The 13,669-nt window shown below is 66.2% G+C and carries 12 protein-coding genes; 9 read left to right on the top strand and 3 right to left on the bottom strand.

Features of this window, described 5'->3' with window-relative positions; all coding sequences use genetic code 11:
- Nucleotides 1–40: 40 nt before the first annotated feature.
- The 8 genes from mdh (at nucleotide 41) to lpdA (ending at nucleotide 10,354) form a co-directional block, all read left to right on the top strand.
- Nucleotides 41–1,003, top strand: coding sequence for a malate dehydrogenase (gene mdh, locus AUL30_RS03825; protein ID WP_062226552.1), 963 nt, complete (start codon nucleotides 41–43; stop codon nucleotides 1,001–1,003).
- 104 nt (nucleotides 1,004–1,107) lie between these two features.
- Nucleotides 1,108–2,295, top strand: a complete 1,188-nt coding sequence (gene sucC, locus AUL30_RS03820; protein ID WP_062226551.1) for an ADP-forming succinate--CoA ligase subunit beta — start codon at nucleotides 1,108–1,110, stop codon at nucleotides 2,293–2,295.
- 35 nt (nucleotides 2,296–2,330) lie between these two features.
- Entirely contained in the window at nucleotides 2,331–3,233 is a 903-nt protein-coding gene (gene sucD / locus AUL30_RS03815) for a succinate--CoA ligase subunit alpha (protein WP_062226550.1), read from the top strand.
- Between the two features lie 175 nt (nucleotides 3,234–3,408).
- On the top strand, nucleotides 3,409–6,408 hold the full coding sequence (locus AUL30_RS03810) for a 2-oxoglutarate dehydrogenase E1 component (protein ID WP_062226549.1): 3,000 nt from the start codon (nucleotides 3,409–3,411) through the stop codon (nucleotides 6,406–6,408).
- Nucleotides 6,409–6,449: 41 nt separating this feature from the next.
- A complete protein-coding gene (odhB, locus tag AUL30_RS03805; protein WP_062226548.1) occupies nucleotides 6,450–7,709 on the top strand; it encodes a 2-oxoglutarate dehydrogenase complex dihydrolipoyllysine-residue succinyltransferase in 1,260 nt (419 codons plus the stop codon).
- A gap of 15 nt (nucleotides 7,710–7,724) precedes the next feature.
- Entirely contained in the window at nucleotides 7,725–8,483 is a 759-nt protein-coding gene (locus AUL30_RS03800) for an SDR family oxidoreductase (RefSeq protein WP_062226547.1), read from the top strand.
- Nucleotides 8,484–8,521: 38 nt separating this feature from the next.
- On the top strand, nucleotides 8,522–8,926 hold the full coding sequence (locus AUL30_RS03795; RefSeq protein WP_062226546.1) for an MAPEG family protein: 405 nt from the start codon (nucleotides 8,522–8,524) through the stop codon (nucleotides 8,924–8,926).
- Between the two features lie 18 nt (nucleotides 8,927–8,944).
- On the top strand, nucleotides 8,945–10,354 hold the full coding sequence (gene lpdA, locus AUL30_RS03790) for a dihydrolipoyl dehydrogenase (protein WP_062226545.1): 1,410 nt from the start codon (nucleotides 8,945–8,947) through the stop codon (nucleotides 10,352–10,354).
- A gap of 65 nt (nucleotides 10,355–10,419) precedes the next feature.
- On the opposite strand, the gene AUL30_RS03785 is transcribed toward lpdA, so the two are convergent.
- Together AUL30_RS03785 and AUL30_RS03780 are read right to left on the bottom strand one after the other, a co-directional pair.
- Nucleotides 10,420–11,445, bottom strand: coding sequence for a TraB/GumN family protein (locus AUL30_RS03785; protein ID WP_062226544.1), 1,026 nt, complete (start codon nucleotides 11,443–11,445; stop codon nucleotides 10,420–10,422).
- 3 nt (nucleotides 11,446–11,448) lie between these two features.
- Nucleotides 11,449–12,423, bottom strand: coding sequence for a tyrosine recombinase XerC (locus tag AUL30_RS03780; RefSeq protein WP_062226543.1), 975 nt, complete (start codon nucleotides 12,421–12,423; stop codon nucleotides 11,449–11,451).
- Between the two features lie 153 nt (nucleotides 12,424–12,576).
- Here AUL30_RS03780 and AUL30_RS03775 point away from each other — a divergent pair, with 153 nt between their 5' ends.
- Complete coding sequence (locus AUL30_RS03775; protein WP_062226542.1) at nucleotides 12,577–13,011, top strand: OsmC family protein; 435 nt, start codon at nucleotides 12,577–12,579, stop codon at nucleotides 13,009–13,011.
- Here AUL30_RS03775 and AUL30_RS03770 read toward each other — a convergent pair whose 3' ends face one another.
- Nucleotides 13,012–13,446, bottom strand: a complete 435-nt coding sequence (locus AUL30_RS03770; protein WP_062226541.1) for a Fur family transcriptional regulator — start codon at nucleotides 13,444–13,446, stop codon at nucleotides 13,012–13,014.
- Nucleotides 13,447–13,669: the final 223 nt, after the last annotated feature.

Genomic DNA, 13,669 nt, shown 5'->3' with positions numbered 1-13,669 from the left:
GCAGTCCGGCAGCCGCGACACCGGTAGGGAACAGTTCAGAATGGCACGCTCGAAGATCGCACTCATCGGCTCCGGCATGATCGGCGGAACGCTCGCTCACCTGGCGAGCCTGAAGGAACTGGGCGATGTTGTCCTGTTCGACATTTCCGAAGGAACCCCACAGGGCAAGGCGCTGGACATCGCGCAGTCCGGCCCGGTCGAAGGATTCGACGCACGGTTGAGCGGCGCCAACGACTACGCGGCGATCGAGGGCGCCGATGTCTGCATCGTCACCGCCGGTGTGCCGCGCAAGCCCGGCATGAGCCGCGACGACCTTCTCGGCATCAACCTGAAGGTTATGGAGCAGGTCGGCGCCGGCATTGCGAAATATGCCCCCGATGCCTTCGTGATCTGCATCACCAACCCGCTCGACGCGATGGTCTGGGCGCTGCAGAAGTTTTCCGGCCTGCCCAAGGCCAAGGTCGTCGGCATGGCCGGCGTGCTCGACTCCGCACGCTTCCGGCATTTCCTGGCCGACGAGTTCAACGTCTCGGTCGAGGACGTGACGGCCTTCGTGCTCGGCGGCCATGGCGATACGATGGTGCCGCTGACACGCTACTCCACCGTTGCCGGCATTCCCCTCACGGACCTCGTCAAGATGGGCTGGCTCACGGCCGAGCGCCTCGAAGAGATCGTCCAGCGCACGCGTGATGGCGGCGCCGAAATCGTCGGCCTTCTGAAGACGGGTTCGGCCTATTATGCGCCGGCCGCCTCGGCCATCGTGATGGCTGAAAGCTACCTGAAGGACAAGAAGCGCGTCCTGCCGGCGGCCGCCGCGCTGAAGGGCGAGTATGGCCAGTCCGACATGTATGTCGGCGTGCCGGTGGTGATCGGCGCAGAAGGCGTCGAGCGGATCATCGAGATCGAACTGAACGGCGACGAGAAGGCGGCATTCGAGAAATCGGTGTCCTCCGTCAAGGGCCTGATGGACGCCTGCCAGGGCATCGCCCCCAACCTGAAGTAACCGACAGGACGCCGCAGCCGTGCCGCATGCGCGGCGGCGGCGTCCCATCGACCTGTCGCCCCTCCCTGTCGTCCTTGTGCGCGACATCTGAACCGGGACACCCCATGAACATTCACGAATATCAGGCCAAACAGGTTCTCAAGACCTATGGCGCCCCCGTCGCCGAAGGCGTCGTCATCACCGAGGCGTCGCAGGCTGCGGCTGCAGCCGGACAGCTTCCGGGCCCGCTCTTCGTGGTCAAGAGCCAGATCCATGCCGGCGGCCGTGGCAAGGGCAAGTTCAAGGAACTCGGCCCGGATGCCAAGGGCGGCGTGCGCCTGGCCCGCTCGGCGGACGAGGTCGTGGCCAATGTCAACGAGATGCTGGGCCGCACGCTCGTCACCGCCCAGACGGGCGATGCCGGCAAGCAGGTCAACCGCCTCTATATCGAAGACGGCGCCGACATCGACCGCGAACTCTATCTCTCGCTTCTCGTGGACCGGTCGGTCGGCCGCGTCGCCTTCGTCGTGTCGACCGAGGGCGGCATGGACATCGAGGCGGTGGCGCATGACACGCCCGAGAAGATCGTCACCGTGGCGATCGATCCGACGGCCGGCGTGACGGATGCCGATGTGGCCCGCATTTCGGATGCCTACGGCCTGTCCGGCGCCGCGCGCCAGGATGCGCAGACGCTCTTCCCGGCGCTCTACAAGGCCTTCGTCGAAAAGGACATGGCGCTTCTGGAGATCAACCCGCTCATCGTGATGACCGATGGGCACCTGCGCGTCCTCGACGCCAAGGTTTCCTTCGACGGAAACGCCCTGTTTCGCCACGACGATATCCGCGAACTGCGCGATACAAGCGAAGAGGACGCCAAGGAGATCGAGGCCTCCAAGTACGACCTCGCCTATGTGGCGCTGGACGGCGATATCGGCTGCATGGTCAACGGCGCGGGCCTGGCCATGGCGACGATGGACATCATCAAGCTCTACGGCAAGGAGCCGGCCAACTTCCTCGACGTCGGCGGCGGCGCCAGCAAGGAGAAGGTGACGGCGGCGTTCAAGATCATCACGGCCGATCCGAACGTGAAGGGCATCCTCGTCAACATCTTTGGCGGCATCATGCGCTGCGACATCATCGCCGAGGGCGTCGTGGCCGCGGTCAAGGACGTCGGCCTGACGGTTCCGCTGGTGGTGCGCCTCGAGGGCACGAATGTCGAGCTGGGCAAGAGGATCCTGAACGAGTCCGGGCTGGCGATCACCGCCGCGGACGACCTGGACGACGCCGCCCAGAAGATCGTGGCTGCGGTCTAGTAACGACCGACCTCCCGGAGTTCGAAAGAGAAACGATGTCCATACTCGTCAACAAGAACACGAAGGTCCTGGTCCAGGGCCTGACCGGCAAGACCGGCACCTTCCACACCGAGCAGGCGCTGGCCTATTACGGCACGCAGATGGTGGCCGGCATTCATCCTAAGAAGGGCGGGGAAACCTGGACCGGATCCAAGGGTGAGCAGCTTCCGATCTTCGCCAGCGTGGCCGAGGCGCGCGAGCGCACCGGCGCCGACGCATCGGTGATCTACGTGCCGCCGGCCGGCGCCGCGGACGCCATCATCGAGGCGATCGAGGCGGAGGTCCCCTTCATCGTCTGCATCACCGAGGGCATTCCCGTCCTCGACATGGTGCGGGTGAAGGCGCGGCTGGAAAATTCAGGCTCGCGGCTCCTCGGCCCGAACTGCCCGGGCGTCCTGACGCCGGAAGAATGCAAGATCGGCATCATGCCGGGCTCAATCTTCCGCAAGGGCAATGTCGGCATCGTGTCCCGCTCGGGAACGCTGACCTACGAGGCGGTCTTCCAAACCTCCAACGAGGGCCTCGGGCAATCGACCGCGGTCGGCATCGGCGGCGATCCGGTCAAGGGAACCGAGTTCATCGACGTCCTGGAAATGTTCCTAGCCGACGAAGAAACCCATTCGATCATCATGATCGGCGAGATCGGTGGATCGGCCGAGGAAGAGGCTGCCCAGTTCCTTGCGGACGAGGCCGGGCGTGGCCGCAAGAAGCCGATGGCCGGCTTCATCGCGGGCCGGACCGCTCCGAAGGGCCGCACCATGGGCCATGCCGGCGCCGTCGTGTCAGGCGGCAAGGGCGATGCGGAATCCAAGATCGCGGCCATGGAAGCGGCCGGGATCCGCGTTTCGCCCTCGCCGGCCCGCCTCGGCAAGACGCTTGTCGAACAGTTGAAGGGCTGACCATCGTCCGACCTTCGCAAATTGCCGGCCGAAGACCTATCTTTGGCCGGAATGCAGGCATAACCGGCGTGGCGGCGGCCACGCCGGCAGACGCGTAAGAGGGTTCCGTCCGGGAACCCGTCGCGAACGAACAATACGGGAGACGGCGCCGCGAAACGGCCGCCGCTGAGACGAGATGGCACGCAATCCGGCGAACGAGACCTTCGCGCTCACCTCTTTCCTCTACGGCGGCAACGCCGATTACATCGAGGAGCTCTATGCCGCCTATGAGCGCGACCCGGCATCGGTCGACGCGGAATGGCAGGCCTTCTTCCGCGACCTCAAGGACGACAAGGCGACGGTCCGCAAGAATGCGGAGGGCGCATCCTGGGCCCGGAGCAACTGGCCCATCGCGGCCAATGGCGAGCTCGTCTCGGCCCTCGACGGCGATTGGGGCCGCACGGAAATCCGCGTCGAAAAGAAAGTGCGCGAGAAGGCCCGCAGCGAGGGCGTCGAGCTGACCGATTCGCAGGTGAGCCAGGCCACGCGCGATTCGGTCCGCGCGCTGATGCTCATCCGCGCCTTCCGGGTGCGCGGCCATCTTCATGCCAAGCTCGATCCCCTCGGCATCGCCCAGCCGGAGGACGATTATAACGAGCTGTCGCCATCGGCCTACGGCTTCACCGAGGCGGATCTGGATCGCAAGGTCTATATCGACAACGTGCTTGGCCTGGAATTTGCCACCGTGCGCGAGATCGTCGACCTGTTGACGCGCACCTATTGCTCGACCATCGGCATCGAGTTCATGCACATCTCCAACCCGGCCGAAAAGGCCTGGCTGCAGGAGCGCATCGAAGGGCCGGACAAGGGCGTGGAGTTCACGCGGGAGGGCAAGCGCGCCATTCTGAACAAGCTGATCGAATCGGAAGGGTTCGAGAAGTTCCTTGACGTCAAGTTCAAGGGCACCAAGCGCTTCGGCCTGGATGGCGGTGAGTCCCTCATCCCCGCGCTCGAGCAGATCATCAAGCGCGGCGGACAGCTCGGGCTGAAGGAAATCGTCCTCGGCATGGCGCATCGCGGGCGCCTTAACGTCCTGTCGCAGGTGATGGCCAAGCCGCACCGCGCCATCTTCCACGAGTTCAAGGGCGGCTCCTACGCGCCGGACGATGTCGAGGGTTCGGGCGACGTGAAGTACCATCTGGGTGCTTCCTCCGACCGGGAGTTCGACCAGAACAGCGTTCACCTGTCGCTGACAGCCAACCCCTCGCACCTGGAGATCGTCAACCCGGTCGTGCTGGGCAAGGCGCGGGCCAAGCAGGACCAGCTCGGCGGCGGGCGCACGCGCACCGAACTCGTGCCGGCGGAAGTGCGCAACCGCGTGCTGCCGCTTCTGATCCATGGCGATGCCGCCTTTGCCGGCCAGGGTGTCGTGGCGGAATGCTTCGGCCTGTCCGGCCTGAAGGGCCACCGCGTCGGTGGCTCGATCCACGTCATCATCAACAACCAGATCGGCTTCACCACCAATCCGCGCTTCTCGCGTTCCTCGCCCTATCCGTCGGACGTGGCCAAGATCGTCGAAGCGCCGATCTTCCACGTAAACGGCGACGATCCGGAAGCGGTCGTCTATGCGGCCAAGGTGGCGACCGAATTCCGCATGACGTTCCACAAGCCGGTCGTCATCGACATGTTCTGCTACCGCCGCTTCGGCCATAACGAAGGCGACGAGCCGGGCTTCACCCAGCCCCTGATGTACCGCTCCATCCGCAACCACCCGACCACGCTCGAAATCTATGCCCGCAAGCTGATCGAGGAAGGCGTCGTCAGCCAGGACGAGGTGGACGAGCGCCGCACGGAATGGCGCAACCATCTGGATGCCGAGTTCGAGGCCGGCCAGTCCTACAAGCCCAACAAGGCCGACTGGCTGGACGGCGCCTGGGCGGGGCTGCGCCGCGCCGAAGACAATGACGAGCCGCGCAGCGGCAAGACGGCCGTGCCCCTGAAGACGCTCAAGGAGTTCGGCCGCCGCCTGACGGAGGTCCCGGCCGACTTCAACGTCCACCGGACCATCCAGCGCTTCCTCGACAACCGCGCCAAGTCCATCGAGACGGGCGAGGGGATCGACTGGGCGACGGGCGAGGCGCTGGCCTTCGCGACGCTCCTGGCGGACGGCCATCCGGTGCGCCTGTCGGGGCAGGATTCCGAACGCGGCACCTTCAGCCAGCGTCATTCCGTTCTCTACGACCAGGAGAACGAGAACCGCTACATTCCGCTGCAGAACATCGCCAAGGGCCAGGCCCTCTACGAGGTCATCAACTCGATGCTCTCGGAAGAGGCCGTGCTCGGCTTCGAATACGGCTACTCGCTGGCCGAGCCGAATGCGCTGACGCTCTGGGAAGCCCAGTTCGGCGATTTCGCCAATGGCGCGCAGGTCGTGGTCGACCAGTTCCTGTCGTCCGGCGAAGCCAAGTGGCTGCGCATGTCGGGCCTCGTCATGCTGTTGCCGCACGGCTACGAGGGGCAGGGGCCGGAGCATTCCTCGGCCCGTCTCGAGCGCTTCCTGCAGCTCTGTGCGCAGGACAATATGCAGGTGGCCAACGTCACCACGCCGGCCAACTACTTCCACATCCTGCGCCGGCAGATGATGCGCGATTTCCGCAAGCCGCTGATCCTGATGACGCCGAAGTCGCTGCTACGGCACAAGCGGGCCGTGTCCAACCTTGCGGAGTTTTCGGGTGAGGCGAGCTTCCACCGCCTGTTGCACGACGATGCCGAACGCGGGATCGGCACGGTATCGCTCGTCAAGGATGCCAGGATCCGCCGCGTCGTGCTTTGCTCGGGCAAGGTCTATTACGACCTTCTGGAAGAGCGCGAGAAGCGCGGCATCGACGACATCTACCTGATGCGCGTCGAGCAGCTCTATCCCTTCCCGGTGAAGGCCCTCATCAACGAACTCTCCCGCTTCAAGCAGGCCGAGATCGTCTGGTGCCAGGAAGAGCCCAAGAACATGGGTGCCTGGAGCTTCATCGACCCCTATCTCGAATGGGTCCTGGATCGGATCGGCACCGAAAAGCGGCGCGCACGCTATGCCGGGCGCCAGGCGTCGGCCTCTCCGGCGGCGGGCACCATGTCCAAGCATCTCAAGCAGCTCGAGGCCTTCCTCGAGGAAGCCCTCGGCAACGGCGATCAAGCGGCCTGAAGCCCCAATTCCGTCACGACCAAAGAGAAGACGAAACGTCCATGAGCACGCAAATCAAAGTCCCCACGCTCGGCGAGAGCGTCACCGAAGCGACGATCGGCCAGTGGTTCAAGAAGGCCGGCGACCGTGTGGAGCAGGATGAGACGATCGCCGAGCTCGAGACCGACAAGGTCACCGTCGAGGTCCCGGCCCCTGCGGCCGGCATTCTCGAGGAGATCGTCGTCAAGGAAGGCGAGACCGTCGAGGTCGGGGCGCTGATCGGCGTGATCGGCGAAGGCACGGGCGCTGGCGCTGCGCCGGCTGCCGCGGCAACGCCGGCCAAGCCCGCCCAGACGGAGCTGAAGGCCCCCAAGGAAGGGGCCGAGGACGGCTCGGACACGACGCTTCCGAACCCCAGCCACGACGATTCCATGCCGGCGGCGCCGTCGGCGCAGAAGCTGATGGCCGACAAGGGCGTCTCTTCGGCCGATGTGCAGGGCTCGGGCAAGCGCGGGCAGGTGCTCAAGGGCGATGTGCTCGACGCCATCGAAAAGGGCGTGTCCGCGCCGGCGGCGGCCGCCCCGGCCGCCAGCGTGCGCGCACCGTCCGGCCAGGGCGACGAAGCGCGTGAGGAACGGGTCAAGATGACCCGCCTGCGCCAGACCATCGCGCGGCGCCTGAAGGACGCACAGAACACGGCGGCGATGCTGACCACCTTCAACGAGGTGGACATGACGGCCGTCATGGAGCTGCGCAAGAAGTACAAGGACCTGTTCGAAAAGAAGCATGGCGTGAAGCTCGGCTTCATGGGCTTCTTCACCAAGGCGGTCTGCCATGCCCTCAAGGAGATCCCGGCCGTCAACGCCGAGATCGACGGGACCGACCTCATCTACAAGAACTTCGCCCATATCGGCGTCGCCGTCGGGACGGAAAAGGGCCTCGTCGTGCCGGTCGTGCGCGATGCGGACCGCATGGGCATTGCCGAGATCGAGAAGGAGATCGGCCGCCTCGGCATCGCCGCGCGGGACGGCAAGCTGTCGGTTTCCGACATGCAGGGGGGCACCTTCACCATTTCGAACGGCGGCGTCTACGGCTCCCTCATGTCGACGCCCATCCTGAACGCGCCGCAGTCGGGTATCCTCGGCATGCACAAGATCCAGGAGCGCCCGGTCGCCATTGGTGGAAAGGTCGAGATCCGGCCCATGATGTACCTTGCTCTGTCCTATGATCACCGGATCGTGGACGGCAAGGAGGCCGTGACCTTCCTCGTCCGCGTGAAGGATTCGCTGGAGGATCCCGAGCGTCTGGTCCTGGACCTCTAGGGCGGGACGAACGCCATGCACGGGAACGTCATGCTCGTCACGGGTGGCTCGCGCGGCATCGGCGCCGCGACGGCACACCTGGCTGCACAGGCCGGCTATGCCGTTCTCGTCAATTATGCTGCCGATGCCCGCGCGGCGGATGCGGTCGTGGCCGATATCCGCCGCCGGGGCGGCACCGCAGAGAGCGTGCGCGCCGATGTCAGCATCGAGGCGGATGTCGAGGCCATGTTTGCGGCGGCCGACGCCATGGGCCGCCTGCGCGTTCTGGTGAACAATGCCGGCGTGTTCGACCAGCCATCGCCTGTCGCCGAGATGAGCCTGGCGCGCATCGAGCGGAACTTCCGCATCAACGTCTTCGGCTCCTTCCTGTGCGCTGGCGCTGCCATCCGGCGCATGGCCGTGTCGCGCGGCGGGGCCGGGGGCGCCATCGTGAACCTGACCTCCGCCGCCGCAAAGCTCGGCGCCGGCGGGGAGAATGTGGATTATGCGGCGACCAAGGGCGCCGTCGACAGCTTCACCGTCGGCCTTGCCCGTGAGGTTGCGGCCGATGGCATCCGCGTGACGGCCGTGCGCCCGGGCATCATCGATACCGAGATCCACGCATCCGGCGGCCGGCCGGACAGGGTCGCGGACATGACCCCGAACCTGCCCATGCGACGCCCGGGAACGGCGGAGGAAGTGGCGCGCGCCATCCTGTGGCTGGCCTCGGACGATGCCGCCTATTCCACCGGTGCCATTCTCGACGTTTCCGGCGGCCGGTCGATCCTGCCCTGAGGTGCCACGGGCCCCACGCCTAAAGGAAGGAAGACGCCATGAGCGACGCTCCCCTGCCGACGGAACTCTTCGTTCTCGCCATGTCGGTCATTCTGCTGTTCGTGCATATCGGGCTGCAGGGGCGCCTTGCCACGCGTGAGCGGGGGCTGGACTGGAATACCGGCCCGCGTGACGGTGAGGCCAAACCCCTCGGCATAAAGGCGGGTCGCGCCGATCGTGCCTTGCGCAACTTTCTGGAGACCTGGCCGGCCTTTATCGCCCTGGCGCTCGCGCTGGCCGTCACCGGCCGCACCGGCGGCATCGCTGCCTTCGGCGCCTGGCTCTGGTTCCTGTGCCGGATCGCCTACCTGCCGCTCTATCTCTATGGCGTCCCTTATCTGCGAAGCGGCGCCTTCGCTTTGTCCTGCGTGGGGCTCTTCCTCATGCTCATCCGCTTTCTGTGAACTGACTGGATAGATCAAATGGCTGAAACCTTCGACGTTGTCGTGATTGGATCGGGACCCGGCGGCTATGTCTGCGCCATCAAGGCCGCGCAGCTTGGGCTCAAGGTCGCGGTGGTCGAGAAGCGGGCCACCTATGGCGGCACCTGCCTGAACGTCGGCTGCATCCCCTCCAAGGCGCTGCTGCACGCGTCCGAAATCTTCGCCGAGGCATCCCATTCCTTCGGCGCGCTCGGCGTGATGGTGGAGCCAAGGCTCGACCTCACCACCATGCTGGCCCACAAGGACCGGACGGTGAAGGCCAATGTCGACGGCGTCGCCTTCCTGTTCAAGAAGAACAAGATCACCGGCATTACCGGGGCGGGCCGGATCGTATCGGCCAGCGAAGTGGCCGTAACGGGAGCGGACGGCACGAGCCAGACCCTGTCCACCAAGGCGATCGTGATCGCCACGGGCTCGACGGTTGCCGGAATTCCGGGGGTCGAGGTGGCCTACGACGGTTCGGTGATCGTGTCGTCCGACGATGCGATCGGGCTGTCTGCCGTGCCGGAGCGCATGGTGGTGGTGGGCGGCGGCGTCATTGGCCTGGAGCTGGGCTCGGTCTGGTCGCGCCTCGGCGCGAAGGTGACCGTCGTCGAATATCTCGACAAGATCCTCGGCAGCATGGATGCCGAAGCCTCGTCCACGCTGCAGAAGCTCCTGGCCAAGCAGGGGCTGGAGTTCCGCCTGTCGAGCAAGGTGACGGCCGTCACGCGAGACGGCGCCAAGGGCAAGGTCACCTTCGAGCCCGTCCAGGGCGGCGCTGCCGAAACGCTGGAGGCGGACGTCGTGCTCGTCTCGACCGGGCGGCGTCCCTACACCGAAGGCCTCGGCCTGGAGGATGTCGGCGTGGCGCTGGACAAGGCAGGCCGGGTCGAGATCGACGGCCACTACGCCACCAACGTCAAAGGCATCTATGCCATCGGCGATGTGGTGAAGGGGCCGATGCTCGCCCATAAGGCCGAGGATGAAGGCGTTGCCTTGGCGGAAGTCCTGGCAGGTCAGGCCGGCCATGTGAATTACGGCGTCATCCCCGCCGTCGTTTATACCGCGCCGGAAGTGGCCTCCGTCGGCCGCACCGAAGAGGAGCTGAAGGCGGATGGCATCGACTACCGCACCGGCAAGTTCCCCTTCTCGGCCAACGGCCGGGCCCGGGCCATGCTCCAGACGGACGGCATGGTGAAGGTGCTGGCCGACAAGCGGACGGACCGCGTGCTTGGCGTCCATATTGTGGGGCATGGCGCCGGTGAGCTGATCGCCGAGGCGGCGGTGCTGATGGAGTTCGGCGGCTCGGCCGAGGATCTGGCTCGAACCTGCCACGCCCATCCGACCATGTCCGAGGCCGTCCGCGAGGCTGCCTTCGCCGCCTTTGCCAAGCCCTTGCATATGTAAGACCTGCCGGCAGAACCGGTTGTTCGACGGCCCGGCGCACCTTTCGGTCGCCGGGCCGCTGTCGTTCAGGGGCCGTCGGCGCGGGTTACCGTCCAGCCGGTGGCGCGCAACAGCGCGACCAGGCCCTCATCGCCGATCAGATGCTGCGCCCCGACGGCGATGAAGGCATTGCCGCGTGCCAGGATCGGTTCCATACGCTCGGCCATCAGGTGGTTGCGGCGGCGCACGATACGCTCGTCGAAAGCTTGCCAGACCTCGGCCGCGCCTTCGGGCGTCGTGCCGCTCGGCGCCAGATGCTCCACCGCCGGCACGATGGCGGCGATGCGGCCCGCCAGATAGAGCTGCGTCATCGTCTCGAACAGGTCCGGCATGATGTCGATATGACTGAGCGTGGACATGAGCATCTCGGCCTGGGTTTCGAGCGGCAGGGAGGCCAGGGCTTCGAGCTGCTCCTGCGCGCTTTCCAGCCCGCTGAGCGTCTTGCCCTGGCGCAATGCGGCGTCGGCCAGCGCCAGGTCCAGGATCTGCTCCCCTTCGGCCAGGCGCGCCTGCTCGCAGGCCGGCATCATCAGGCTCGTCGCCAGGAACCAGGGCTGCAAGGTCTGGACGGACGCCGCAGGCGTTCCTGCCGCGTCGAGCCGCCGGGCGAGTTCCGCCCGGTCCCCTTCGGGGAGGTAGTCACCGACGACACGGCCGCGCGGCAGGCTCATCAGGTCCGGCCGGGCCATGAGCGTGGCAGCGATCCGGTCTGGATCCGACAGTTCTGTGCTTTCGATGACGATCTCGTCGGCCGCATCGAAGGCCGCCCGGGCGCTGTCCGGAAGGCGGGTGACGCGCGCGTCTGTCAGATGCAGCGTCCCGAACAGGTGGCTTGCCGCCTGTCCCGGCTTCTCGATTCGCCACAGGCGGCCCTTGCCATTGGCCTGCGCCGTCGCCTCGGCGTCGATCGCCGCGCGGGCGCTGGCGTCGAGTGTGGGCAGAAGGTCCCGGCCCGGCGTGCAGTCCGTCTCGGCCCGGACTTCGGACCCCAGGCAGCACACCAGCACGGCGACGAGACCGAGCGGTGTGGACCAACGGAAGCGCTCGAGCATGGGTTACGTTCCTTCTGTGGCAGCCCCGCGCCGGGCGAATGCCCGGGGATGTGCCTGCCGGTGAATGGCGGCCAGGCGCGCGGCGTCCACGCTGGTATAGACCTGGGTCGTCGAAAGGGAGGCGTGGCCGAGGAGATCCTGGATCGTGCGCAAGTCCCCGCCGCCGGCCAAGAGATGCGTGGCGAAGGAATGCCGAAGGGCGTGCGGCGTCGCATTGTCCGGCAGGCCGAGAAGGCCGCGCAGCCGGGCCATCTCGGCCTGGATGATCTGCGGGCGCAGCGGCCCGCCGCGGGCGCCCCGAAACAGCGGCTTGTCTGCTGGCAGGCTGTAGGGGCAGAGCGCGCGGTACTGTGAGACGGCGGCGTGGACGGCCGGCAGGATCGGCACGAGCCGTTCCTTGCCGCCCTTGCCGCGGATGCGCGCCGCACGCGCGGACGGATCCGTCAGGGCGTCTCCGGGCAGGTCCAGCGCTTCGGAAATGCGTAGGCCGCAACCGTAGAGCAGCGTCAGCACCGCGACATTGCGGGCGGAAAGCCAGGGCTCCGTGGCCATGGCGCCTGCCTCCTCCGTCACGCTGACCGCATCGGCCGGCGTCAGCGGCCGGGGGAGCGAGCGGGGTTGGCGCGGGGTGCGTGCGGCACGCAGCGCCGCGCCCGAGGCGAGGCCCTGGCGTTCCAGATGGGACACGAAGGAGCGCAGCCCTGCCAAGCCTCTGCCCAGCGTGCGGGCGCCCGCGCCGTCCTGGCGGCGCGCGGCCAGGAAGGCGCGGATATCGGGCTGCGACAGATCGGCCAGATCCGCCAATCGGACCGGGCGCCCGAGGTGCCCGGTCAGGAAGACGAGAAACTGGCGCACATCGCGCTCATAGGCTTCCAGCGTGTGCGCAGCCATGCCCCGGCCACGGTCGAGCCGATCCAGCCAGTCGGCCTTGTGGGCGAGAAGCCCGGCATCGCCGTGAACGAGAATCTCACTCTGCATAGGGGCCTGCCATCCGAGGTTCGCAAAGGTGGAGAATCACCGCCAAAGGTTGCCATTTTCGAAAGCGTGGTCTGGAAGCGGCTGCCCTGGTTCCCATCTTCTGCACCGACACGCCGCCACGGGACGTGGCGCTTGCAATATGGGAGACCGCGCATGAAACGCCATTCTACCGCCATCTGGAACGGCTCGCTCGGCGAGGGCAAGGGAACGCTGACAACGCAGTCCGGCGCCCTCGACGCGCAGGGCTATTCCTTCAAGGCTCGCTTCGAGGACGAAAACGGCAAATCGGGGACCAACCCGGAAGAGCTTCTGGCCGCGGCCCATGCCGGCTGCTTCGCCATGCAGCTCTCGCACTTTCTGGCCGAAAACGGCACCCCGGCGGACGAGCTGAAGGCCCGGTCCGTGGTCACGGTGGAGCAGGCCGATGGCGGCTTTGCCGTCCGTTCCTCCGCCCTCACGCTGGAGGGCAAGGTTCCCGGCATCGACGATGCGACATTCCAGGAGCTGGCCACCAAGGCCAAGGAAGGATGCCCGATCTCCAAGGCGCTCGGGGCCATCGACGTCACCCTGGATGCCAAGCTGGTCTGATCAATCGTCCTTGCGCCTGCGGCCATAGAGCTCCAGGCGGTGGAATACGATCTCATAACCGAGGCGCTCGGCAATCTCCTGCTGCAGCGCCTCGATCCGTTCGGAGTGGAACTCGACCACCTGGCCGGTATCCATGTCGATCAGGTGGTCGTGGTGCTGCCCGGCGGCCTGCTCGAAGCGCGAGGGCCCGCCTTCGAAGGCATGGCGGTGGATCGCCCCCTTCTCCTCCAGAAGCTTCATCGTCCGGTAAACGGTCGACAGGGAAATGGCGGGATCGATCGCGGCCGCCCGCCGATAGATCTCCAGCGCGTCGGGATGGTCCGTATGACCGGACAGGATCGACAGGATCACCTTGCGCGGACGCGTGATCCGGACCCCGGCGTCGCGCAGGACGGTCTCGTAATGGGATGGAGCCTGGTTGTGTGACGCGCTCATGAGGAAACCTCTTACTTCCTTCGAACGCGGAAGGGAATTCCACCCCGAATCTGCGCCCCTGATTCCGGAATCAGGCCGTCTCCCACCCCGTGATTCGTCTAGCCGTGACAGGGGGATGACGAAGACGCAGGGAACCAAGTTGCTGAATTCATGCGCTTTTTGCGAAAAGTTCGGGCAGCCCGGTTTTTTCCAGTTGACGTTTTGGGTTCGTGGGACCTATAAG

The organism is Aureimonas frigidaquae, from assembly GCF_001463905.1.
In the GTDB taxonomy this organism is placed as follows: Bacteria; Pseudomonadota; Alphaproteobacteria; order Rhizobiales; family Rhizobiaceae; genus Aureimonas; species Aureimonas frigidaquae.
Note: the sequence above shows the minus strand (reverse complement) of the source record. Positions and strands in the feature narration are given on the sequence as shown.

Coding starts and splice junctions, on each gene's coding strand:
- mdh (WP_062226552.1), top strand. CDS start 41: ATGGCACGCTCGAAGATCGCACTCATCGGCTCCGGCATGATCGGCGGA.
- sucC (WP_062226551.1), top strand. CDS start 1,108: ATGAACATTCACGAATATCAGGCCAAACAGGTTCTCAAGACCTATGGC.
- sucD (WP_062226550.1), top strand. CDS start 2,331: ATGTCCATACTCGTCAACAAGAACACGAAGGTCCTGGTCCAGGGCCTG.
- AUL30_RS03810 (WP_062226549.1), top strand. CDS start 3,409: ATGGCACGCAATCCGGCGAACGAGACCTTCGCGCTCACCTCTTTCCTC.
- odhB (WP_062226548.1), top strand. CDS start 6,450: ATGAGCACGCAAATCAAAGTCCCCACGCTCGGCGAGAGCGTCACCGAA.
- AUL30_RS03800 (WP_062226547.1), top strand. CDS start 7,725: ATGCACGGGAACGTCATGCTCGTCACGGGTGGCTCGCGCGGCATCGGC.
- AUL30_RS03795 (WP_062226546.1), top strand. CDS start 8,522: ATGAGCGACGCTCCCCTGCCGACGGAACTCTTCGTTCTCGCCATGTCG.
- lpdA (WP_062226545.1), top strand. CDS start 8,945: ATGGCTGAAACCTTCGACGTTGTCGTGATTGGATCGGGACCCGGCGGC.
- AUL30_RS03785 (WP_062226544.1), bottom strand. CDS start 11,445: ATGCTCGAGCGCTTCCGTTGGTCCACACCGCTCGGTCTCGTCGCCGTG.
- AUL30_RS03780 (WP_062226543.1), bottom strand. CDS start 12,423: ATGCAGAGTGAGATTCTCGTTCACGGCGATGCCGGGCTTCTCGCCCAC.
- AUL30_RS03775 (WP_062226542.1), top strand. CDS start 12,577: ATGAAACGCCATTCTACCGCCATCTGGAACGGCTCGCTCGGCGAGGGC.
- AUL30_RS03770 (WP_062226541.1), bottom strand. CDS start 13,446: ATGAGCGCGTCACACAACCAGGCTCCATCCCATTACGAGACCGTCCTG.